Source organism: Xylophilus rhododendri (assembly GCF_009906855.1).
GTDB lineage: Bacteria > Pseudomonadota > Gammaproteobacteria > Burkholderiales > Burkholderiaceae_C > Xylophilus > Xylophilus rhododendri.
Genome location: NZ_CP047650.1, coordinates 3,874,032 through 3,895,442, shown reverse-complemented (window position 1 = coordinate 3,895,442; position 21,411 = coordinate 3,874,032). Strand labels below are relative to the sequence as shown.

Below are 21,411 nucleotides of genomic sequence, written 5' to 3'. Positions count from 1 at the left end.
CGAAATCCACCAAAGCAGAGCACCGATGCACCAATTCAAGACCTTGCGATGAATACCCGCTTCGTCGAAACCTTCATCCTGCTGGCACGCATCGGCAGTGTCCGGCGGGTCGCCGAGGTCATGCATGCCACGCCTGGCGCCATCTCGATGCGGCTGCGTTCGCTGGAGGCCGAACTGGGCGCCTCCCTCTTCCACTACGACGGCAAGAGCATGGCGTTGACCGAGCACGGCGCCCGCCTGGTGCAGCATGCCGAGGCGCTGCTGGAGACCACCCGCAAGATGGAGACGGCGGCGCGCGAGACCGGCGCCGAGCTGAGCGGCCGGGTGCGTGTGGGTGTCATCGAAACCGTGGTCCACACCTGCCTGCCCGACCTGATGAAGCTGATGCGGTCGAGCCTGCCGGCGGTCGATCTCGACCTGCAGGTGGACCTGACGGTGAACCTGGCCGAACAGATGATGTCGGGCAAGCTCGACATCGTTCTGCGGGTGTCGAGCGCGGTGCATCCCTCGCATGCCACGGTGGAAGACCTGATGCGGCTGCCGGTGCACTGGGTGGCGCGGCGCGGCCTGCTGCCCAAGCGCGACCTGCTGCACAACGTGCTGCGCCAGCAGCTGCTGCTGCAGATGCGCGGCACCCAGCCTTATCTGGACGCGATGAACCTGATCCAGCAGCTGGCCGGCCGCCAGGGCGTGGCGCTGAGCGACCTGCGGGTGTCGGCCGCGCCCTCCATCACGGCGCAGCTGGCCCTGGCGCGCGAAGGCGTGGGCGTGGCCCTGGTGCCGGGCATCTTCGTCAAGGAGCAGATCGAGCGCGGCGACCTCGTCGAGCTCGACCTGCCACCGCTGCCGGCTTTCAAGATGTCGCTATGGCATCCGTGGAACGCCAGGCCGCTCGTGTTGAAGACCGCCGAGGTGCTGCGCAAGGGCACACGCAACTTCTGCAAACGGCACGAAGAGCGCTGGGTGGTTGGATTGAGCTGAAAGAACCAACAGAAGATGTTGTTTGTCGCAGTAAATTGCGCTTGCGTTCAGAATTCCTGAATGCTTTTTGTCGAAAGAAGGGCTGTCGCAATGGCCTCCTCACCAACCCGGATGGAAATCACATGAAAGTCGACCTCAATTCCGACATGGGCGAAAGCTTCGGCGCCTGGCACATGGGCGACGACCAGGCCCTGCTCGGCCATGTCAGCTCCGCCAACATCGCCTGCGGCTACCACGCGGGCGATCCGGTGACCATGGCGGCCACCGCGGCCGCCGCCGTGGCGCGGGGCGTGTCCATCGGCGCCCATCCCAGCCTGCCCGACCTGCAGGGCTTCGGCCGGCGCACCATGCAGCTGAGCGAAGCCGAGGCCTATGGCATCACGCTCTACCAGGCGGCGGCCATGCAGGGCTTCGCCAAGGCGGCGGGCAGCCGCATGCGCCATGTGAAGGCCCACGGCGCGCTCTACAACATGGCGGCCAAGGACAGGAAGCTCTCGGCCGGCATCTGCCGCGCGGTGCGCGACCTCGATCCCGGGCTGGTCGTCTTCGCCCTGGCCGGCAGCGTGATGGTGGAGGTGGCGCGCGACATGGGACTGCAGGTGGCCCAGGAAGTCTTCGCCGACCGCAGCTACCAGGACGACGGCTCGCTCACCCCGCGCACCCAGCCCGGCGCCATGATCACCGAGCTGCAGCAGTCCATCGCCCAGGTGCGCTGCATGCTGCAGCAGGGCTTCGTGCGGGCGGTCTCGGGCAAGGAAGTGGCCATCCAGGCCGACACCGTCTGCCTGCATGGCGACCAGCCCGGCGCCGCCCTGTTCGCCCAGGCCATGCGCGAGGCCCTGCTGGCCGACGGCGTGACCATCGCCGCGCCCTGAGCGCTTCGCTTACTTGGCGAAGAGGTTGTCGAAGTTGGCGAAGGCCTTGATCTCGACCGCGTTGCCCGACGGGTCCAGGAAGAACATCGTGGACTGCTCGCCCACTTCGCCCTTGAAGCGGGTGTAGGGCTCGATGATGAATTTGGTGCCGGCGGCCTTGAGCTTGCCGGCCATCTCTTCCCATTCGGGAATCGTCAGCAGCACGCCGAAGTGGCGCACCGGCACGTCGTGGCCGTCGACCGCGCTGGCCTGGCGGTGGCCGCATTCGTCCGGCGCCAGGTGGGCGACGATCTGGTGGCCGTAGAAATTGAAGTCCACCCAGGTGTCGGCGCTGCGGCCTTCGGGGCAGCCCAGCAGCTCGCCGTAGAAGGCGCGTGCGGCGGCGATGTCGTGCACCGGGAAGGCGAGGTGGAAGGGCGGCATCTTGGCGGCGGTCGCGGACATGGTTTTCTCGTGGGGAGGAAGGGAAAGCGGCAAGTCTAGGGGCCGCCCTACATGCTGATAAACGATATATTTTTGTCGGACTGACAAAACTTATCGATGATTGGCCATGCTCAAGGAACTCCGCACCTTCCTCGCCGTGGCCCGCCACGGCACCTTCTCCCGCACCGCCGACCGCATCGGCCTGACCCAGTCCGCCGTCAGCGCGCAGATGCAGCGGCTGGAGCAGTCGCTGGGCTTCGCGCTCTTCGACCGCCACGGCCGGCTGGCCACCCTCAATGCCGCCGGCCACGCCACGGTGGAGCGCGCCGAACTGCTGCTGGCCCAGTACGAACAGCTGCACCGCAAGCCCGGCAGCGACGAGGCCGCCGTGCTGCTGCGCATAGGCGCCATCGCCTCGGTGCAGGCCGCCGGCCTGCCGGACGCGATGGCCGCGCTGCACGGCGAGTTCCCGCGACTGCGCATGCGGGTGCTGCCCGGCGTGTCGCTGTCGCTGCTGGGCCAGGTGGATGCGGGCGAACTCGATGCGGCGGTGATGATCCGCCCACCCTTTGCCCTGCCGGCCGAACTGGCCTGGCATCCGCTGTGGTCCGAACGTTTCGTGTTGGTGGCGCCAGCAGCGGCCAAGGGACGGGACTGGCGCCGGCTGCTGCAGGAGCGGCCCTTCCTGCGCTACGACCGCTCCTCCTTCGGCGGCCGCCTGGTCGCGCAATTCCTGCAGGCGCAGGGGCTGGAGGTACAGGAGGCGGTGGAGATGGACGAACTCGGCGGCCTGATGAAGCTGGTGGCCAACGGCCTGGGCGTGGCTTTGCTGCCGCAGAGCCGGCCGCATTTCCCGGCGCCGGAGGGCGTGCGGGTGATCGGCCTGGGCGAGGCGGAGTTCCACCGCGAGATCGGCATGGCGGAGCGGGTGCGCAACAGCCATGCGGCCATCGTGCAGAGCCTGCGCGAGGCGCTGCGTGAAACCGGCCAGGCCAGCGCCGGGCGCAGCCGCCGCCCGCCGGGCTGAGCCGCCGGCTTCAGGCCGCGTCGGAGGGCCCGATCAGCAATTCGTCGATCGGCGCCGGCCGGTGCACCAGATAACCCTGCGCATAGTCCACGCCGCCCTCGACCAGCTTGGCCATCACCGCCGCATCCTCCACGAACTCCGCCACCGTCTGCATGCCCAGGATGCGGGAGACATCGATGAAGCAGCGCACCGCCGCCTCGTCCAGCGGATCGCTGACCAGGTCGCGGATGAACTGGCCGTCGATCTTGAGAAAGTCCACCCGCAGGTTCTTCAGGTAACCGAAGGAGGAGGCGCCGGCGCCGAAATCGTCCAGCGCCACCCGCACGCCCAGGGCCCGGGCACGCTCCACGAAAACGGCCGCTTCGGCCATATTGGTCACCGCCGAGGTCTCGGTGATCTCGAAGCACAGGCGCGAGCAGATCGCCGGGCCGGCCTCCACCAGCACCGCCTGCACCCAGCTCTGGAAGGCCCGGTCGCCGACCGACTGGCCCGACAGGTTCACGCTCAGGCAGCCGATGGCCGCCTGCGCCTCGGGCCGCCTCAGCCAATCGGTGGCATGCGAGAGCACCCAGCGGTCGATGCGGGTGGCCAGGTGGAAACGCTCGGCCGCCGGCAGGAAGGCGCCGGGCGGGATCAGCGTGCCGTCCTCGTCGCGCAGCCGCACCAGCACCTCGGCATGCCGGCCGCCTTCTTCGTCGTGCAGCTTCTGCATGCGCTGGGCGAACAGCACGAACTCGTCGCGGTCTATGGCCCGCTCGATGCGTGAGGCCCACTGCATCTGGCCGTGCCGGGCGCGCAGGGCGTCGTCGCTGTCCAGCCATTCGTGCACCCGGTTGCGGCCGCCCTCCTTGGCCGCGAAACAGGCGGCGTCGGCGGCCTGCTTGGCGGCGTCGATATTCGCCCAGCGCCGGTCCAGCGGCACCAGGCCGATGCTGGCGCCGACCCGGAAGCGCTTGTCGTCCTGGGTGAAGCGGAAGACATCCAGCCGGTCGCAGATGGCCTGCGCCGCGCGCCGCGCCTGCAGCGTGGTGCAGTGGGTCAGCAGCACCGCGAACTCGTCGCCGCCCAGTCGGGCCAGGGTGTCGCGGCTGCGCAGGGTCTCGCGGAACAGCTGGCTCACCTGGCACAGCAGCTCGTCACCGGCGGCATGGCCGCAGGCGTCGTTGACCAGCTTGAACTGGTCCAGGTCGATGTAGAGCAGCGCGTTCTCGGTACCGGTCTCGCGCGACTGCTCCAGGGTGCGGTGCAGCCGGTTGTCGAACTCCACCCGGTTGACCAGGCCGGTCAGCGAATCGTGGGTGGCCCGGTAGGTCATCTCGCTGGAGAGCCGCCGCTGCTCGGAGACATCGTGGAAGACCAGCACCGCGCCCAGCAGCTCGCCGGCATCGTTGCGGATCGGGGCGGCGGAGTCCTCGATGCCGTGCTCGGTGCCGTCGCGCGCGATCAGCAGCGTGCCCTGCGCCAGGCCCACCACCCGGCCTTCGGCCAGGCAGGCATCGACCGGATTGGGCGCGGTCTCGCGGGTGCCTTCGTGGACGATGTGGAAGGCCTCGCTCAGGGGCCGGCCGGCGGCGTCCTCGCTGAGCCAGCCGGTCATGCGTTCGGCCACCGGATTCAGCCAGGTCACCCGGCCCAGCCGGTCGGTGGTGATGACGGCATCGCCGATGGAGTGCAGGGTCACCCGCATCAGTTCGTGCTGCTCGGCCAGCAGCTTGGCCAGGCGCTTGCGTTCGGTCACGTCCTGGAAGGCGCCGGCCAGGCGCACCGAGCGGCCCTCGGCCGCCTCGACGGAGCCGACCACCCGCACGTCGCGCAGCTCGCCGTCGGTGCGGCGGATCTCCAGCTCCAGGTCGAAACTGCGGCCGGTGGCGATCGCCGCCTGCACCGCTTCCTCCACCACCGGGCGCGAGGAGGCGGTGTAGAAGCCGAGCGCGCTTTCCAGCGTGGGCTGGAAATCCGCCGCCACGCCGTGGATGCGGCGCACCTCCGGCGACCAGGTCACCAGGGCGGCGTCCAGGTCCACCTCCCAGCCGCCGACGCCGGCCAGGGTGCCGGTGCGTTCGAGGAACTCCTGGCTCTTGCGCAGGGCCTGCTCGGCGCGCTTGGAATCGGTGACGTCCTGCGAGGTGCCGCGCATCGCGACGATGACACCGGACGCATCGCGCACCGGGGTGCCGCGGGTGTCCAGCCAGCGCAGCTGCTGGTCCGACACGCGGCGGAACTCCAGCTCCAGCGCATAAGGCTCGCCCTGGCCCAGGCAGCGCCCGATGGCGGCGGCCAGGCGCTCCCGGTGGCCCGGCAGAAAGGAGTTCAGGCGCTGCGCCACCGTGGGCGGCGGCTGGTCGGGGTCGCGGCCGGTGATGCGGTACATCTCCAGCGACCAGGTGTTGACGTTGCGCACCAGGTCCCATTCCCAGCTGCCGATATGGCCCAGGCGCTGGGCCTCGGCGAAGGCCTGGGCGGTTTCTTCTTGCAGGCGGTTGAGGCGCTGCAGGTCCTCGGCCTCGCGGCGCAGGGCCTGTTCGCTTTCCTGCAGCGCCCGGGCCTGCACCGCCAGGTGCTTCATCGCGGCACGGCCCTGCAGGGCGCGGGCGGCCGACACGGCCAGCAGCTGCAGGACGCGGCGCTGGGTGTCGTCGAGCCGGCGCGGCTGGCGGTCGATCACACAGATGGTGCCGATGCGGTGGCCGTCGTCCAGCGTCACCGGCGCGCCGGCATAGAAACGCACCTTGGGCTCGCCGGTGACCGCCGGGTTGTCGAAGAAGCGCTCGTCGGCCAGGGCATCCGGTATTTCCAGGATGCCGTCGGCCAGCACGGCGTGGGCGCAGAAGGAGATCTCGCGCGGTGTCTCGCACACACCGGGCAGGCCGTGGTTGGCGCGGAACCACTGGCGCTGGTCGTCGATCAGGCTGATGAGGGAGATCGGCACCTCGCAGACGATGGAGGCCACCTCCACCAGCGCCTGGAAATCGGGCTCCGGGGTGGTGTCCAGCGCCAGCAGACCGTGCAAGGCACGCAGGCTCTCCGCTTCGTCGGCTCTTCTGGGGGCAACTTGCATGGATGCGGGATGGGTAGTCCCCGGCAGGCAGGGGGTCGGGCGATTCTGCGCCCGCGGTGGCAAAAAGCACCAGAGCCAGGTGACCGGATGTGTCGCCCCGCCCAAGGCGCTTCGTCTGCCACGCCGTGGCTGCGCAAGCGGCTGCGCCGGGCGGCCGTGGCCGGGCACAGTGGCCCGCCATGGACACCAGACCCACCGATTGGCCGGCCATCACCCGCTGGCAGACCAGCTTTCCCTGGACGCCCGCCGTGGCGCCCGACAGCCCGTCCGATCCCGGCGATGACCCTCCCACCGCGGCGGCATGGCCGCTTTCTTGCGGTCCTGTCTTACACGGGCCACAGGACTCGGTGGGCGCCGTTGCGGCCTTCACGCCCCCTGCCGATCGCAACGCCGCGCCGGATGCCGACCCGCGCAGCTTCGCCCAGCTGATCGAGTGGTCGCTGCCGCCCGGGCTCGAACCCAATGCCAGGCTCATCCACAACTTCAACCATTGCGGCGCCGATGCCGACAAGGTGCAGAAAGTCACCTCCATCGTCATGAGGCAATGCGGCAAGAACTGGAACGAGGTGCTGGCCTGCGTCGACGCCTTGAAGCGCTGCCGGCGGCGCGACCGGCAGACCCGCCGCGAGGAGGTGGTCTGCCCCAACCATTTCACCTATGCGATCGCGATCGCCCAGTGCCAGCGGGCCGGCCGCGCCGACAAGGTGAGCGAGCTGCTGGACCACCTGCTGCAGAACGGCCCCTCACTGCCCGATCCGCTGTTCCTGGAAACGCCGGTGTATTCGATCGCCATCTCCGAGTGCGAGGCCGATGGCCGTGCCGACGACGCACTGGCCCTGTTCGACCATCTGCTGCGCCACGGCCCCGACTACCGGCCCCAGGCCTGGCCGCAGGCCGTCACCTACAACGGCGCCATCGCCACCTGCATGAAGGCGGGCCGCACCGACGATGCACTGGAGCTCTACCACCACCTGCGGACCTGCGGCCCCCTTTATCCGCGGCCGGCCTGGCCGCTGACCATCACCTACAACATGACGATGACGGCCTGCGTCAATGCCGGGCGGGACGCCGAGGCGCTGGCGATCCTCGACCAGCTGCTGCAGGACGGCCCCGACCTGCCCACGCCGGTCTATCCCGACATCGTCAGCCTGTGCCTGGGCCTGGAGATCTGCGAGAGGCTCGAACGCCTGGACCGCCAGACGGGATTGATCGACCTGGGCATCGCGGGCGAGCCTGGCAAACCCGGTACCCGGCTGCTCCACCCGGCCCTCGGCTTCGACGCCGCGCGCAATGAGCTGGACCTGTATGAGCGTGCCGTGCTGCTCAAGCCCAGGACTCCCTTCGACGCCTGCATCCACCCCGCGCTCGCCCGTGCCATCTGCCGCCGCCTGGTGCATGCCCGGGATGCCCAGGACCAGCCCGCGGGCATCGACCCGCAGACACGTTTCCTGCTGCGCCGCAGCAGCGCGACCACGGTGAAGAAAACCGTCGTCGATTTCCTGCGCCTGCCGGACTGGAGCCCGCAGTTCGTCCAGGTCGAGTCCTTGGAGGGCGCCACCCCCGCCATCCGCCAAAGCCGGCAGCCGCATGGGCATCCACGTCGTGACGGGCGTCCGGACTGAGCTGCCATGACCATGCCATCCGCCACGGGGTCGAGTACCTGGCAGGGCAGCACGCCCTGGCCACAGCTTCTGCCCTGGACGCTGGAAACCGAAGACCGGTCCGGTGCGGAGCCGGAAGAAGCGCAAGCGGCGGAGCCGGCATTCGCGCTCTGGTGCCGGCAGGCAGACGCTCAGAAGCCGCGGCCCTGGGCTTCGCGTGTGTGGTCTGCGCCATCACCGCTCGCCGGGGACAGGGCCGATCCACGCAGTTTCGCCGCGCTGCTGGAGCAGCCGCCGTGCCCCGGCCAGGAGCGCAACGCCCGCACCGTGCGCCGCTTCAACCGGGGCGATCACGTGGCGGTGGAAGTGCTCAAGCTCACCTCGGTGATCATGCGCAAGTGCGATCACTGGGACGACGCACTGGCCTGCCTGCACGCGCTTTCGCGCTGCCAGCGCCGCAACCCCCTCACCGGCCGCGAAGAGGTGGTGTGCCCGGATCACTTCAGCTACGGCATCGCCATGGGGATCTGCCAGAAGGCCGGTCGCGCCGACAAGGTGCAGGCGCTGCTGCAGCACCTGCGGGATTGCGGCCCGCTGCTGCCGGACCCCGTGTCGATCCAGCCCGATGTGGAGCTCTTCTCGATCGCCATCGCGGAGCTGGAGGCCGACGGCCTGGTCGACCATGCACTGGCACTGTTCGGACTGCTGCTGGAGCAGGCCCCGCCAGCATCGCCGCAGTCCACCACGTACCACGCCGCGATCGCCGTCTGCAAGAAGGCCGAACGCGTCGAGCCCCTGTTGTGGCTCTTCGAGCACCTGCGCACCCATGGGCCGTCGTACCGGCCCGCGGCCTTCCCGCGCACGAACACCTACAACATGGTGATCTCCGCCTGCACCCGGCAGAAGCGCCACACGCAGGCGCTGGACTTCTTCTGGCAGCTGCTGCGCGAGGGCCCCGGCCTGCCGGTGCCGGCCTACGCCAATGCCGTCAGTTACGCGGTGGGCCTGGCCGCCTGCGAGCAGTCCGGGCAACCGGACCTCTACGCCGAAATACTCGCCCATGGCATCCGCGGCCTGCCCGGCCTGCCCGCGTCGCGGGTGTTCAGGCCTTCGCTGGGCTTCGATGCCGCGCGCAACGAACTCGACCTGCACGAATGCGCCGTCGCCCTGCTGCCGGACGGAGCGCCCGCCGCCGTGGTGCGCACATCGGTGGCACGGGCCATCATCCACTGCCTGCGGCACGAGCCCGAGCAGCTGGGCCATGCCAGGGGCATAGACCGGCAAACGGTCTTCCGGGTCGGCCCCCATCGTTCGAACCTGCTCACGAAAACCGTCCATGCCTTCATGCGCGCCGAGGGCTGGAATCCGAAGTGGAAGATCGAGGCCCACACCGGCGTGCTCTGCGACGCCGCGACGGCGATGCGCCGGCGGACCCAGGGCAGATCCGAGTTGAATCCCCTGGCCAGGCCGTGGACGGGCGCGGCCCCGCCCGCACCGGCACCGGAGCACCGCCGTGGATAGCGCCGGTATCCATCACGGGCCGCAGCGGCGGGGCTCGCCCACCCAGCCCGCGCCGCCGTCGGCGCAGCAGACCACCGCTCCCGAGACGGAACCGCCTGCAGGCGTGGCGGCGCTTTCGGCGGATGGACATGTTCCCGCCGTCGTCCCGGACATCGTCGCGACCGCGGCAGGCACGCCCATCTTCCAGGCACCCGCCGCCTGCCCGCCCGAAGCGCGCAGCTTCGCCCATCTGCTGCCCTGCCCCGTGCCCGCCGGCACCGAGCCGAACGCCAGCATCGTCGAGCTTTTCAACCGGGGCGAAATCGGCGCCCGGGCGGTGGTGCAGCAGACCTGCGCCTGCATGGCGAAGTGCGGCACCCGCTGGCAGGACGCCCTGGCCTGCATGCATGCGCTCTCGCGCTGCGACCGGCGCCATCCGCACGCCGGCGTCGGGGAGATCGTCTGCCCCAACGTCGTCCTCTACACCTCCGCGATCCGGGTCTGCAAGCACGCCGGGGAGACCGCCAGGGCATTGGCGCTGTTCCAGCACCTGCTGCGGCACGGGCCGGGCTTTCCGGCACCCGCCCTGCCCGATGCGCGAGCCTTCAACGTCGTGATGGCGGCCTGCCAGGAAGGCGGCTGGATCGACATGGCCCTGAGGCTGTTCGATGAGTTGAGCTGCATAGGCCCGCTGCAGGCCTCGCCCGTCTTCCCCACCGCCGTCAGCTACGCCGTGGCGGCCGCGGCCTGTGCCGGCGCGCAACGGCCGGACTGGTACGTGGGCCTGCTGCGCCTGGGTCTGGGCCTGCAGCAGGACACCGGCCGGCCCGCCAGGCCGGTATTGCGCCCCGGGCTCGGTTTCGATGCGGACCGCAACCGGCTGGACCTGCACCAGCCGCAGGTGCTGGTGGACCCCAGCCAACCACCCGGCGTGCATCCGGCGCTCGCCTACGCCATCCTGCACTGCCTGCGCTTCCATCCCGGCCTGGTCGGCCAACAGGTCGGCATCGACCACGGCACCACCTACGTGCTGGGCGAAGACACTTCGAATGCGCTGCGGCGCACCGTGGCCGAGTTCATCCGCGCACAGGGCTGGATCCCGGATTACCCGCTGCTGCCGGACGGGCGCATCGACCGCGGCAGCCTGGTGGCCCGGCTGCCGGCCGCCGACCTCGGCATGGCGGAGGTCACGCCGGATCGGGCAGGCGCCGAAGCCGAAGCGGAACCTGTTCAAGCGTATGCCGCAAGCGGGCCGGCGCCTGACCCGGCCTGCATGGGCGGTCCCCTCCTGCAGCACGCCGCCTCCGCGGCATGGCCGCCGCCATGGCAGCAGGACGTGGATGCGGACGGCGCGGCACCGCTCCATGCACGCAGCTTCGCTCATCTCCTGGCCCGGCCCCCGCGCGATGGCGACGCGCCCAATGCCAGCATCATCGCCTCGTTCAACCGGGGCGAGGTCGATGCACAACAGGTGCTGCGTGTCACCGTCTGCTGCATCAAGCGATGCGGCTCCGACTGGAAGACGGCCCTGGCCTGCCTGCATGCCCTGAGCGCCTGCTGCCGCCAGGACGAGCACAGCGGCGAGGTGCAGGCCGTCTATCCCAACACCATCGCCTACACCGTCGCGATCGTCTCCTGCGAGCTGGGCCGCCAGCCGGCGATGGCGATGGCCTTGTTCGAGCACCTGCGGGTGCACGGACCGCATTTCCCCATCCCCGCGCTGCCGGACGTGAAGTGCATCAACGCCGCCATGTCGGCTTGCGAGAAGTCCGGCTGGACCTCGACGGTGCTGGCGCTGCTCGACTGCCTCCTGTGCACCGGCCCACGACTGCCTTGCGCCCTGCTGGCCACCTACATGAGTTACTGCATCGGACTGCGCACCTGCGCCAGCCTCGGCCGGCCGGACTGGTATGCGCCCCTGCTGTGGCGCGGCATGCAGGACCATCCCGGCAGGCCGGACGGCCAGGTCTTCCAGCCCAGCCTCGGATTCGATGCGACCGGCAACCGCCTCGACCTGCGCCGGACAGCGGTGCTGACGCCGCACCATGCGCCCGCCACGCACACCCGCGGCGTGGATCCGGCGCTGGCGCTCGCCATCCTGCATTGCCTGCGCTACATGCCACAGCCCCTGGGGCTGCCGAGGCCGATCGACCGGAACACCGAAATCGTGCTGGGCACCTTCTGCCCCGAGGGGCTGGAGCAGGCCGTGAAGGGCTGGATCCAGCGCCAGGGCTGGACCGCGGCCTACTCCGTCAACACATCCGGCCAGCCGAACGACGAGAGCCGGGTGGCGCCAGCCGAACAGTGCCCTTCCCCGGACCGCGGCGGCGCCGCCGGCTGAACAGGCCTCACCCGCCAAGCACACCATTTGCCCAGGACCCGCCCACATGGACCAGATCCACGCGCACGGCAATTCTTCCCCCGCCCCGGCACCCTGGCCCGCCGCGCAGCAGCCCGCCCCCGGCGGCCAGGAGGCAGCTCAGGAGCCTGACGGCTTGCTGCCGTGGCCGCTGCCCTTCGAACTGATGCAACTGCCGGTGCTGACCCAGCATGCGTGCGTGCTGCCGTCCTGGCCCGTCGTGCCGGCCTGCGGCTTTCTCCACCTGCTGGAGTGCCGCTATCTGCAGGGGCAGGAACCCAATGCCGGCATCATCGAGCGCTTCAACCGCGGCAAGGTCGATGCCGAGCAGGTGCTCAAGGTCACCTCCGCCTGCATCCGGCAATACGGCGCCGACACGGACAAGGCCATCGCCTGCCTGGAAGGCCTGGCGCGCTGCCGCCGCTTCGATACGCTTGCCGGCCGCTGGCACAGCGTGTCGCCCGACGCCATCTGCTACTACCTGGCGATGGCCAGCTGCGACCGCGCCCGCAAGCCCTGGAAGCTGCTCGCGCTGTTCGACCACCTGCAGACATGCGGCGCCTTCTTCCCCACGCCGGTGTTCCCCAACACCCAGCACTACAACACCGCCCTGTCCGCCTGCGAGCGCAGCGGCCGGCCGGCCGAGGCCCTGATCCTGTTCGACCGGCTGCTGCAGCACGGACCCTTGCTGCCCGAGCCGGCGCTGCCCGACATCGGCACCTACAGCACCGTGTTCTCCGCGCTGGACCGGCTCGAACGCCAGGAGCGCTACCCCGAGCTGCTGCGCCAGGGCATCGAGGCCGGCGTGTTCCGCCCCTCGCTGGGCCTGGACAGCGAGCGCGGGCAGCTGGACCTGCACCGGCATGCGCTGCTGGTCGACGCCGGGGTGGACGGCCAACGCGCGGTGCATCCGGCGATCGCCCGCGGCCTCTTTCTCGCGCTCGCTTCGGACACCGATGCGCTCGGCGCCCGCCGCATCGGCGAACACACGGAATTCCTGCTGAGCGAACTGGGCACCGGCGCGGTCAAGCTCGCCATCGTGCAGTGCATGCAGGAGCGCGGCTGGCACCCGGTGTACCGGCGCAATCCGCCGGGCCACGAGGGCAAGGGCTATCTGGGCATAGGCAGCGTGGCGCGCTCGGAGCTGAACCCGCTGGCGCAGGCCTGGGAACAGCCGGCGCCCCGGGACGCCTGAGCCGGCCGCAGGCTCAGGCGGCGCGCAGCAGCTCGTCGCGGGTCATCACCGCCGCGTACTTCTGGCCCATGTCGAACATGCTGGCATCGTGCGGCGCCAGCGCGCGGTCGCCCACGCAGTCGGACAGCACCACCGGCCGGAAGCCCCAGGACATGGCATCCACCACGCTGGCGCGCACGCAGCCGCTGGTGACCGCGCCGGCGATCACCAGGGTCTGCACCCCGCGCTGCGCCAGCCATTGGGTGAGCGGCGTGCCGAAGAAGGCCGATGGCACGGTCTTCCTCACCACCAGCTCGCCCGCGGCCGGCGCCAGCTCGGGCACGATGGCGCTGCGGTGCTCCTGCTCCTTGAGCGTGAGCATGGCCGGCACCTTGAGCGAGAAGATGTTGTGGTCCGCCCCGTCGTCGGCATAGACGATGCGGCTGTGCGCGACGGCCCAGCCGCGTTCGCGTGCCGCCTGCAGCAGCGGCACGGTGCTGGCGATGGCCGGGGCGATGTTGCCGCCGCCGAAGATCGCCGGATCGGCGAAGCCGTTGACGAAATCGACGATGAGCAGCCCGAAAGGGGCCTTGAGCGGCAACTCGGCGCCGAAGCCCTGGCGGGCATAGGTCTGGATCTCTGCGTGCATCGGGTGTGTCAGCCTTGGGATTCGAGGACCTGGCCCTGGCGCACCACGTCCTGCCCGTCCAGGCTGACCGTGCATTTGCGCAGGGGAATGTCGATATGGCAGGTGGTGGTGCGGCTGCCGCCGGCCTCGTTGTTGGGGCCGAGCGAGAACAGGAAGTTGCCCTCGAAGGCCCGTGCATCCATGCCGATGGTGGCCTCCCGGTCGTACAGGCCCAGGGTGGACCAGCGCGAGCGCGGCTGCAGGCCCCAGCCGATGTGGGAGATGGCGAAGGACTCGGGGTCGTCGAAGCCCGCCATGTAGTCGGCGAGCAGCGCGGCATCGATGCCGCCCTCGATCTTCGTGGCGTAGCCGTTTTCCACCGTCAGCACGATGCGTTCGCTGCAGTAGCGTTTCTGCGGCAGCAGGATGTCGCCCTTGTCGATGACGATGGTGCCCTGGCTGCCGCCCTCGTCGGGGAAGGTGAGCGCGAAGCCGCTGGGCCAGTGGTCCCAGCGGCCGGGTTCGTCCACGAAGCCGTATTCGCTGATGACCGGGAACTCGCCCAGGGCGAAGCGGATGTCGGTGCCGGCGGCCGACACCACCCGCATCTCCTTCGCCTTGCCGATGCGGGCGGCCGCGGCCTTGACGCGCGCACGGTCGGCCTCGGTCGGCACCAGCCGGGCCAGCACCTCGGGCGGCTCCACCGCCAGCAGGATCTTGGTGCCACTCGACAGGATGTCGTGCTGCTCCGGCGAGAACAGCAGGGTCATCAGGTCCAGCACCAGGTCGCTGGCCTTGAGCATGGCGATGGCCGCCGGATTGCCGGTCAGCGGCGTGGTGCCCAGGTAGGCCAGGCTGTCGCGGCTGTGGGCCTTCTCGCCGTTGACCGGCGGCAGGTCCAGCCGGTTGACGATGGCGCCCATGTCCTGCGTGGCGATGAGCGCGCAGGCCAGGGTCTGCGGATGGGTGGCGGCACCGGTGAGGATGGTCACGGTCTGGCCGCGCTCCAGCCGGGACAAGGCCAGCACCTGCTTCCAGGCGCCGATCAACTGGTGGTCACTGACGGGCATGGGTTCTCCTATGGAAAGAGCGAAGGACGATTCTCAGGCCGCAGCCAGATTCGTGCCCAGGAAGCTGTGCAGGCCGGCGTGAAAGCCCGCCTCGTCGTCCCAGGGGATCATGTGGCCGGCGTCGGGCACCTGCACGGTCAACAAACCGGGCAGCAGGCGGGTGAACTCGGCCTGGTCCTCGGGCGCGACCACGCCGCCGCGGCCGGCCACCATCAGCAGGGAGGGCACCTTGACGAAAGGCAGGTCGGACTGGATGTCGTCCTGGTGGAAGCCGTCGAAGGTGGTGACGATGGCGCGTTCGTCGCAGGTGTGCAGCCATTCGGCGCGCAGGCGCAGCTGCTCCTCGGTCCAGCTGGGGCAGAACACCCGCATCTGTTCGACCGTGATGCCACGCCGGGCCTGGCGCATCGAATCGAGGTACCAGGCCAGGTTGGAGGGATAACGCCGGCGGCCGGGGCCGGACACCGGCGGATCGACCATCGCCAGGCAGCCGAGCCGCTCGCCATGGTGGCGTGACACGCGGATGCCGATGCGCGCGCCCATCGAATGGCCGACCAGGGCATAGCCGCGCAGGTCCAGCGCCTCGGCGAAGGCGGCCACGTCGGCGGCCATGGCGTCCAGCCCGTAGTCCAGCGTCGGCGAGGCTTCGGACAGGCCCCGGCCGCGCACGTCCAGCACATAGGTGTCGAAGCGCTCGGCCAGCCGTTCGGCAACGAAGCCCCAGGTGATCGCCGGGCTGGTGATGCCCGGCACGATGAGCAGCGGCCGGCCCTGGCCGCCGTAGCGCAGGTAATGCTGGCGGATGCCGTTGGCGCGCACATGGGCGCCGTACAGAAGCCGCGAGCCCATCAGTAGGCGCCCGACAGCAGCGCGCCGGCGCCCGGCACGATGGGCTCCAGCTCCAGCGCCTTGAGCATGGCGTAGGTGGTGGCGACGGCCGCCGTCACCACCGGCTTGCCGGTCATGGCCTCCACCTGGGCGATCACCGGCAGCGAGGGCATCTGCACGCAGGCCGAGAGCACGATCACGTCCACGTCGTCGGTCTTCAACTTGGCCACGATGGCCGGCAGGCGGGACGGATCGTGCCGGCCCACCTCCAGGTTGTCGGGGATCTGCAGGGCGGTCCAGTCGCTCACCTCGAAGCCCTCGTGGCGGATGTAGTCCACCACCAGCTCGGTCAGCGGCAGCATGTAGGGCGCCACCAGCGCGACCTTCTTCGCGCCCATGATCCTCAGCGCATCGACCAGAGCGCCGGCGCTGGTGATGACCGGCGCCTTGCCCTCGTTCTTCTCGGTATGCGCCGTCAGCCGCGCCTGCGACTGGCGGTGGTAGCCACGGCCCATGGCCATGATGGCGACCAGGCAGGCGTAGCCCAGCACGTCCACCCGCGCATCGGAGAGTTCCAGCGAGCAGCGGTCGGATTCGCCGTCCATGGCGGCCAGCTCGTCCTTCTGCACCGTCTTCATGCGCATGCGGCTGGAGTGGAAGGTGAAACGCTCCGGCCGGATCGCCTCGCGCAGGCGCAGCATGGCGGGGATCTCGGTCTCCATGGTGGTGTTGGAACTCGGCACGATCTGGCCGATGCGGTAGGGACGGGTCATGGGATCTGGCTCCTTGGATGGGCGATTTCTTTATTGGGGATCGAGCTTGAGCAGCCGCTCGGCATTGCCATGGCAGACCAGGGCGCGGGTGGCCTCGTCGAGGTCGGACTGCTCGATGAAGTCGGCGGCGATGGCCGTGTCTTCGTAGGGGTAGTCCACCGAGAACATCACGGCCTCCGCACCCATCTCGGCGATGGCGCCCTTCAAGGCCGCCTCGGAGCAGACACCCGAGGTGGTGATGACGATGTTGCTGCCGATGTACTCCGAAGGCTTTCGCTGCAGGGTGATGCCGAAGGGATAGGCGGCGAAGCGGCTGTCGTAGCGCCAGCGCTGGAAGGGCAGGCCCTCGCCCATGTGGCCCAGCACGATCTTCAGCTTGGGGAAGCGGTCGAACACGCCGGAGAACAAGAGGCGCAGCGCATGCGAGCCGGTCTCCACGCCCCATCCCCAGGTGGCGCCGTGCAGCACGGGGAAGCCTTCGAGTGTCCTGGGCACCTGCGGGAAGTCGATCGGATGCAGGTAGAGCGGATAGTCCAGCGCCTGCAGCCGCTCCCAGACCACGTCGTAGGCCGGGTCGTCGTAGTAGCGGCCCAGCGTGTGGCCGTTGACCAGCGCGCCCTTGAAGCCGAGCTGGGTCACCGCGCGCTCAAGCTCGTCGGCGGCGGCCTGGGGGTCCTGCATCGCCAGACAGGCGAAGCCGCCGAAGCGGCCGGGATGGCGGGCGATGCGCGTGGCCAGGTAGTCGTTGTTCTCGGCGGCGGCGCGGATGGCGGCGGCCGTGTCGGGCTCGCCCTGGATGCCCAGGCCGGTCTGCGACAGGATGGTCATGGCGATGCCCGCCGCATCCATCTCGGCCAGCCGCATCGCGTCGATGTCGGACAGCCGCGCCAGCAGCTCGGCCGCGGCGCTGGGCGCGATGAACTTCAGGAAGGGCGAATAGCGCTCGAAGCCGGGCGCCATGAAGTGTTCCTCGAAGGCGATCTTGCGGATTCTGTTCATGGTTTTTCCTGGAAAGGGAAACGGTTCGGATATGCCTTTGGTACGCAGATTTGATCCAGCTCAAGAAAACTGCGAATGACCTTGTTCTCTCTGCCGATTGGGCGGACCTGCGGCACGATGCAGTGGCAAAATTCTCAGCCTACTAACGATTTTTCGGGAGTCCTGTGAAACCCAGCACCAGCGGCCCGGCCGATCCGGCCAAGGCCCTCCTGTTCCAGCGTCCGGGCTTTCTGATCCGGCGCCTGCACCAGATCCACGTCGCCATGTTCCTGGAGGAGTTCAAGACCGAATCGGTGACGCCGGTGCAGTACGGCCTGATGACGGCGGTGGCCGCGCTGCCGGGCCTGGACCAGACGGCGCTGGGCCAGGAGGTGGGCCTGGACCGCACCACCACCGCCGACGTGGTCAAGCGCCTGGAAGACCGCGGCCTGCTGGAGCGCAAGCCCAATCCGCAGGACCGGCGCACCCGCCATGTCAGCCTGACCGACGAAGGCCAGCGCCTGGTCGCCGCCCTGCACGCCAACATGACCCGTGCCCAGGAGCGGCTGCTGGAGCCGCTGCGCGAGGCCGAGAAGTCGATGCTGATGGACCTGATGCAGCGCCTGGTCGAGGCCAACAACCAGTACAGCCGCACCATCCTGCGCGGGATCTGAGCGGCGCTGTTTCACAGCGGATAGACCAGGTCGTTGGCGATGATGGTCGTGTCGTAGATGGCCTGGCGCTCGGCCAGCAGCAGGCCGCCGTCGCGGCGCACGAAGCGGTCGTGGAAGGTGCCGGCCATGTGGATGGTGCTGGGGCCTTCCACCAGGGTCTGCAGCAGCACGAAGTTGGCCTGGGCGACGATGCCGCCGTCGGCCAGTTCCTCGGTGACGCGGGTATTGCTCACCAGGTGCAGGTTGTAGCGGGGCGCGAACATCTGGGTGCGGCCGATGGCGATGGCCCGGTCGATCATCATGTCGCGGCCCTCGGCATAGACCAGGCCCACCGGCAGGTTCAGCTCGGCGTTCTCGCGGGCGGTGATGCGGTAGACGCCGTCCTCGGTGAAGAAGTCGGGCCACTGCTCGACCATGCCGGCATCCAGCACCGCGCAGTATTCGGCGTTGAAGGCCTCGACCTCGCGGGCCAGTTCGATGGCGCGCGGCAGTGCGATGCGGCGCGGGCGGAACAGTTTGGAAATGAGTGCGCTCATGCTGCCTGGAACCCCATGACTTCGCGGTAGTACTGGTACATGCCGCGGATGCAGGCCTCGGAGATCAGGGTCTCCGAGGTGCCGATGCGGTCCGCGTCGAGCTTGATGACGTTGAGGTCGGTGCTGGAGCGGCGCACGCCCTCCTGCACGAACTTCATCGCCTCGTTGTCCTCCAGGCCCAGGAAGCCGGCCGGGCCCATCAGGTTGCCCTGGCGCAGGCGGTGGCGGGTCATCTCCTCGGTGTCGTCCTCGTAGCCGAACATGGTCCACTGCATCAGCATGCTGTTGGGGCCGTTGGGCACGATCTGGCGCACGCCGAGCGTGTTCATCTCGCGCTGCACCACCAGGTTGGGCCAGACGGTCTGCATGGTCACCGACCATTCGGAGTCGAACTCCTTGACGAAGTCCAGGAAGCGGTCGTCGCGCAGCGCCATGCCCTCGTGGAAGGAGCGCATCTCGGCCTTGTTCTCGCTGCTGACCTGGGCATCGGACTTGGCCGAGGCCATGGTGCCGTGGCGGCCGTGTTTGGCGTCGGCGATCATGGCCGACTTGTTGCCCGCCACCAGCAGGCCGAAGACCACCAGGAAGCTGTGCAGCAACGTGGCGTGGTAGGGGTCCTTCAGGTTCTCGTGGTACATCTTCCAGTTGCAGGGCAGCTCGTTCTTGTAGTAGCCGAGCACCTTGAGTTTCCTGCCGCTGAAGACCACGTCGAAGTCCTTGAGGATCTCCGGCTGCAGGTACTCCTCCAGCGGCTCGACCAGCACCGAATACGAGGCGAAGACCACGCCGTTGCGGGTCGTCACCTGCAGCTTCTTCAGCCCGTGTTCCTCGTTCTTGAAGTCCTTGGGCATGCCGCCGGTCTTGTTCACGCCGCGCTTGAAGGGCACGCCCTGCAGGTTGCCCTTGAGGTCGTAGGACCACTGGTGGTACGGGCAGACGAACTCCTTGGTATTGCCCTGGCCGTGGCGGCAGAACTCGGCGCCGCGGTGGGCGCAGCGGTTCTCGAAGACGTTGATCGAGCCGTCCTCGGCGCGCGAGACCACCACCGGGGTGTCGCCCACGTAGGAGCGCTTGTAATCGCCGGCGTGGGGGATCTCGGCTTCGAGGGCGACGTAGTTCCAGGTGTCGCCGCGGAAGATCAGCTCCATCTCGCGGGCATAGACCTCCTCGCTGGTGTAGACCCAGTCGGGGATGAAGTGCAGCGCGTCCGCCGGCCAGGTGCAGCCGGCGAGGCCGGCATCCTTGGCGCGGACGGTGCGGTTGAGAACGGCGTGGGTGCTGTGCATGGGCTGGGCTCCGTTTCAGGAAATCGCGGGGGTGGTGTGCTGGGCCAGGGCGCTGCGCACCTGGGCCTTGAGGGCGGCGGCGGGGTTGCAGAGCGACACGATGTCGCAGGGCACGCGGCCGTCGATCAGGGGTTTCAACTGGCGCAGGTCGCCGCCGGCATTGACGGCGATGGCATGCACGATGCGCTGCTGCGGGTCGGTGCCCAGCAGCAGGAATTTGGGCAGCTCGGGCGGGGTGGAAGAGAGTCCGCCGCGGCAGTGGTAGCTGAGGCCGGGCGCGGGCAGGCCCTGCATCTGCAGGTTGCAGCCGAACTGGTCGCTCCAGAACCAGGGGGCGGCCAGCGGGTGGGTCTCGGCACCGGCGATGGCGGCCGCGGCGATGCGGGCCTGTTCGTTGGCGCTCTGCCAGGATTCGAGGCGCTGTTCGCTGCCCAGGAAGGGATGGTGCTGGCTGGTGCAGTCGCCGGCCGCATACAGGTTCGGCGCGCTGGTGGCGCAGCGGGCGTCGATGCGGATGCCCTGGTTGGCGGGGTGCAGGTCGATGCCGGCCTCGCGCGCCAGCGCGACATCCGGTACCTGGCCGACGGCGACGACCACGATGTCGGCGCTGACGCGCTCGCCCGATGCCAGGGTGGCGGTCACGGCCTGCTCGCCCAGCTCGAAGGATTCGCAGGCCGCATCCAGCCGCAGCCGCACGCCGGAGAGTTCCACCCGCTGGCGCAGCCAGTCGCCCGCCACCGGCGGCAGCACGCGCTCCAGCAGACGGCCGCCGCGTTCCAGCACCGTAGTGTCCAGGCCCATGGATTGCGCGGTGGAGGCCACCTCCAGCCCAAGGAAACCGCCGCCGATCACCAGCAGGCTGGCATGGCGGCGCAGGGCCTCGCGCAGGCGCAGGGCGTCGGCCACCGAACGCAGATAGTGCACACGCGGCGCATGTTCCGGCAGGCCGGGCACCACACGGGCCGTGCCGCCGGTGGCCAGCAGGCAGTGTTCGTAGGCGATGGCGCGGCCGTCGGCCAGGGTCGCCGTCTGCGCGGAAGTGTCCAGCGACTGCACCGCAGCGCTTAGCCAGGTCTCGATGTCCTTTTCCTGATGGAAGCCGGTGGGGTGCAGCTGGATCTGCTCCACCGCGCCCTCCCCCGCCAGCATGGCCTTGGACAGCGGCGGCCGCTCGTAGGGCAGGTCCGGTTCGGAACCCACCATCACGATGCGCCCCGCATAAGCGAAGCCGCGCAAGGCCGCCGCCGCCATGGCGCCGGCCTGGCCCGCGCCCACGATCAGCACGCCGGTGCGTTCGGCCGCGGCCATCAGGCTTCCACCAGAATGTCGCTGCCTTCGATGCGCACCGGATAGACCCGGATCGGCTGCGTGGCGGGTGCGCACATCGCCGCACCCGTGCTCAGGTCGAAGCGGGCCTGGTGCAGCGGGCATTCCACGCAGCCGTCTTCCACATAACCCTCCGACAGCAGGGCGTAGGCGTGGGTGCAGATGTTGTCCGTCACATGAAAACTGCCGCCGCTGTGGAAGACGGCGAGCTTTCTTTCACCGAGCGAAACCGCGAGTGCTTCGTCCTCGCCGAGCTGCTCGACGGAGGCGATCCGGGTCCATGTCATGCGATTCACCTTGGGTTTGGTTTTACG

The 21,411-nt window shown here is 69.4% G+C and carries 19 protein-coding genes; 8 read left to right on the top strand and 11 right to left on the bottom strand.

Annotated features, from left to right (window positions below; translation table 11 throughout):
• Positions 1-48 precede the first annotated feature (48 nt).
• A complete protein-coding gene (locus GT347_RS18015) occupies positions 49-981 on the top strand; it encodes a LysR family transcriptional regulator (protein WP_160553517.1) in 933 nt (310 codons plus the stop codon).
• Positions 982-1,103: 122 nt separating this feature from the next.
• Positions 1,104-1,856: a LamB/YcsF family protein gene (locus tag GT347_RS18010; protein WP_160553516.1), complete on the top strand. Its 753-nt coding sequence runs from the start codon at positions 1,104-1,106 to the stop codon at positions 1,854-1,856.
• A gap of 9 nt (positions 1,857-1,865) precedes the next feature.
• Here the strand turns inward: GT347_RS18010 and GT347_RS18005 are convergent, their stop codons facing one another.
• Positions 1,866-2,300, bottom strand: a complete 435-nt coding sequence (locus GT347_RS18005) for a VOC family protein (protein WP_160553515.1) — start codon at positions 2,298-2,300, stop codon at positions 1,866-1,868.
• A 106-nt stretch (positions 2,301-2,406) separates the two neighbouring features.
• Here GT347_RS18005 and GT347_RS18000 point away from each other — a divergent pair, with 106 nt between their 5' ends.
• The gene (locus GT347_RS18000) at positions 2,407-3,306 is read left to right on the top strand and encodes a LysR family transcriptional regulator (RefSeq protein WP_160553514.1); all 900 of its coding nucleotides are present in this window, start codon (positions 2,407-2,409) and stop codon (positions 3,304-3,306) included.
• A gap of 10 nt (positions 3,307-3,316) precedes the next feature.
• On the opposite strand, the gene GT347_RS17995 is transcribed toward GT347_RS18000, so the two are convergent.
• On the bottom strand, positions 3,317-6,364 hold the full coding sequence (locus GT347_RS17995; RefSeq protein WP_160553513.1) for an EAL domain-containing protein: 3,048 nt from the start codon (positions 6,362-6,364) through the stop codon (positions 3,317-3,319).
• 179 nt (positions 6,365-6,543) lie between these two features.
• Between GT347_RS17995 and GT347_RS17990 the strand changes: the two genes are divergently transcribed.
• Genes GT347_RS17990 through GT347_RS17975 form a run of 4 tightly spaced genes read left to right on the top strand, consistent with a single transcriptional unit; the run spans position 6,544 to position 13,019 of the window.
• Complete coding sequence (locus GT347_RS17990) at positions 6,544-7,986, top strand: hypothetical protein (protein ID WP_160553512.1); 1,443 nt, start codon at positions 6,544-6,546, stop codon at positions 7,984-7,986.
• Positions 7,987-7,992: 6 nt separating this feature from the next.
• Complete coding sequence (locus GT347_RS17985) at positions 7,993-9,486, top strand: pentatricopeptide repeat-containing protein (protein ID WP_160553511.1); 1,494 nt, start codon at positions 7,993-7,995, stop codon at positions 9,484-9,486.
• Complete coding sequence (locus GT347_RS17980; RefSeq protein ID WP_160553510.1) at positions 9,479-11,806, top strand: hypothetical protein; 2,328 nt, start codon at positions 9,479-9,481, stop codon at positions 11,804-11,806. The genes GT347_RS17985 and GT347_RS17980 overlap by 8 nt, the downstream gene beginning before the upstream one ends.
• Positions 11,807-11,852: 46 nt before the next feature.
• Positions 11,853-13,019, top strand: a complete 1,167-nt coding sequence (locus GT347_RS17975; RefSeq protein ID WP_160553509.1) for a pentatricopeptide repeat-containing protein — start codon at positions 11,853-11,855, stop codon at positions 13,017-13,019.
• Positions 13,020-13,032: 13 nt separating this feature from the next.
• On the opposite strand, the gene GT347_RS17970 is transcribed toward GT347_RS17975, so the two are convergent.
• The 5 genes from GT347_RS17970 to GT347_RS17950 are packed head-to-tail and all read right to left on the bottom strand — an operon-like array spanning position 13,033 to position 17,296.
• Complete coding sequence (locus GT347_RS17970; RefSeq protein WP_160553508.1) at positions 13,033-13,647, bottom strand: isochorismatase family protein; 615 nt, start codon at positions 13,645-13,647, stop codon at positions 13,033-13,035.
• A gap of 8 nt (positions 13,648-13,655) precedes the next feature.
• Complete coding sequence (locus tag GT347_RS17965; protein ID WP_160553507.1) at positions 13,656-14,696, bottom strand: M29 family metallopeptidase; 1,041 nt, start codon at positions 14,694-14,696, stop codon at positions 13,656-13,658.
• A gap of 33 nt (positions 14,697-14,729) precedes the next feature.
• Positions 14,730-15,545, bottom strand: coding sequence for an alpha/beta fold hydrolase (locus GT347_RS17960; protein ID WP_160553506.1), 816 nt, complete (start codon positions 15,543-15,545; stop codon positions 14,730-14,732).
• Entirely contained in the window at positions 15,545-16,297 is a 753-nt protein-coding gene (locus tag GT347_RS17955; protein ID WP_160553505.1) for a maleate cis-trans isomerase family protein, read from the bottom strand. The genes GT347_RS17960 and GT347_RS17955 overlap by 1 nt, the downstream gene beginning before the upstream one ends.
• A gap of 30 nt (positions 16,298-16,327) precedes the next feature.
• Positions 16,328-17,296: an amidohydrolase family protein gene (locus GT347_RS17950; protein WP_160553504.1), complete on the bottom strand. Its 969-nt coding sequence runs from the start codon at positions 17,294-17,296 to the stop codon at positions 16,328-16,330.
• A 164-nt stretch (positions 17,297-17,460) separates the two neighbouring features.
• Here GT347_RS17950 and GT347_RS17945 point away from each other — a divergent pair, with 164 nt between their 5' ends.
• Positions 17,461-17,949: a MarR family winged helix-turn-helix transcriptional regulator gene (locus GT347_RS17945; protein WP_229722363.1), complete on the top strand. Its 489-nt coding sequence runs from the start codon at positions 17,461-17,463 to the stop codon at positions 17,947-17,949.
• An 11-nt stretch (positions 17,950-17,960) separates the two neighbouring features.
• Here the strand turns inward: GT347_RS17945 and GT347_RS17940 are convergent, their stop codons facing one another.
• The 4 genes from GT347_RS17940 to GT347_RS17925 are packed head-to-tail and all read right to left on the bottom strand — an operon-like array spanning position 17,961 to position 21,384.
• On the bottom strand, positions 17,961-18,485 hold the full coding sequence (locus GT347_RS17940) for an aromatic-ring-hydroxylating dioxygenase subunit beta (RefSeq protein ID WP_160553503.1): 525 nt from the start codon (positions 18,483-18,485) through the stop codon (positions 17,961-17,963).
• Positions 18,482-19,771, bottom strand: coding sequence for an aromatic ring-hydroxylating dioxygenase subunit alpha (locus tag GT347_RS17935; RefSeq protein WP_160553502.1), 1,290 nt, complete (start codon positions 19,769-19,771; stop codon positions 18,482-18,484). The genes GT347_RS17940 and GT347_RS17935 overlap by 4 nt, the downstream gene beginning before the upstream one ends.
• A 15-nt stretch (positions 19,772-19,786) precedes the next feature.
• The gene (locus GT347_RS17930; RefSeq protein ID WP_160553501.1) at positions 19,787-21,079 is read right to left on the bottom strand and encodes an NAD(P)/FAD-dependent oxidoreductase; all 1,293 of its coding nucleotides are present in this window, start codon (positions 21,077-21,079) and stop codon (positions 19,787-19,789) included.
• Positions 21,079-21,384 carry a non-heme iron oxygenase ferredoxin subunit gene (locus tag GT347_RS17925; protein WP_160553500.1) on the bottom strand — a complete coding sequence of 102 codons (306 nt, stop codon included), beginning with the start codon at positions 21,382-21,384 and terminating at the stop codon, positions 21,079-21,081. Before GT347_RS17925 ends, GT347_RS17930 begins: the two co-directional genes overlap by 1 nt.
• Positions 21,385-21,411 lie beyond the last annotated feature (27 nt).

Coding starts and splice junctions, on each gene's coding strand:
- GT347_RS18015 (WP_160553517.1), top strand. CDS start 49: ATGAATACCCGCTTCGTCGAAACCTTCATCCTGCTGGCACGCATCGGC.
- GT347_RS18010 (WP_160553516.1), top strand. CDS start 1,104: ATGAAAGTCGACCTCAATTCCGACATGGGCGAAAGCTTCGGCGCCTGG.
- GT347_RS18005 (WP_160553515.1), bottom strand. CDS start 2,300: ATGTCCGCGACCGCCGCCAAGATGCCGCCCTTCCACCTCGCCTTCCCG.
- GT347_RS18000 (WP_160553514.1), top strand. CDS start 2,407: ATGCTCAAGGAACTCCGCACCTTCCTCGCCGTGGCCCGCCACGGCACC.
- GT347_RS17995 (WP_160553513.1), bottom strand. CDS start 6,364: ATGCAAGTTGCCCCCAGAAGAGCCGACGAAGCGGAGAGCCTGCGTGCC.
- GT347_RS17990 (WP_160553512.1), top strand. CDS start 6,544: ATGGACACCAGACCCACCGATTGGCCGGCCATCACCCGCTGGCAGACC.
- GT347_RS17985 (WP_160553511.1), top strand. CDS start 7,993: ATGACCATGCCATCCGCCACGGGGTCGAGTACCTGGCAGGGCAGCACG.
- GT347_RS17975 (WP_160553509.1), top strand. CDS start 11,853: ATGGACCAGATCCACGCGCACGGCAATTCTTCCCCCGCCCCGGCACCC.
- GT347_RS17970 (WP_160553508.1), bottom strand. CDS start 13,647: ATGCACGCAGAGATCCAGACCTATGCCCGCCAGGGCTTCGGCGCCGAG.
- GT347_RS17965 (WP_160553507.1), bottom strand. CDS start 14,696: ATGCCCGTCAGTGACCACCAGTTGATCGGCGCCTGGAAGCAGGTGCTG.
- GT347_RS17960 (WP_160553506.1), bottom strand. CDS start 15,545: ATGGGCTCGCGGCTTCTGTACGGCGCCCATGTGCGCGCCAACGGCATC.
- GT347_RS17955 (WP_160553505.1), bottom strand. CDS start 16,297: ATGACCCGTCCCTACCGCATCGGCCAGATCGTGCCGAGTTCCAACACC.
- GT347_RS17950 (WP_160553504.1), bottom strand. CDS start 17,296: ATGAACAGAATCCGCAAGATCGCCTTCGAGGAACACTTCATGGCGCCC.
- GT347_RS17940 (WP_160553503.1), bottom strand. CDS start 18,485: ATGAGCGCACTCATTTCCAAACTGTTCCGCCCGCGCCGCATCGCACTG.
- GT347_RS17935 (WP_160553502.1), bottom strand. CDS start 19,771: ATGCACAGCACCCACGCCGTTCTCAACCGCACCGTCCGCGCCAAGGAT.
- GT347_RS17930 (WP_160553501.1), bottom strand. CDS start 21,079: ATGGCCGCGGCCGAACGCACCGGCGTGCTGATCGTGGGCGCGGGCCAG.
- GT347_RS17925 (WP_160553500.1), bottom strand. CDS start 21,384: ATGACATGGACCCGGATCGCCTCCGTCGAGCAGCTCGGCGAGGACGAA.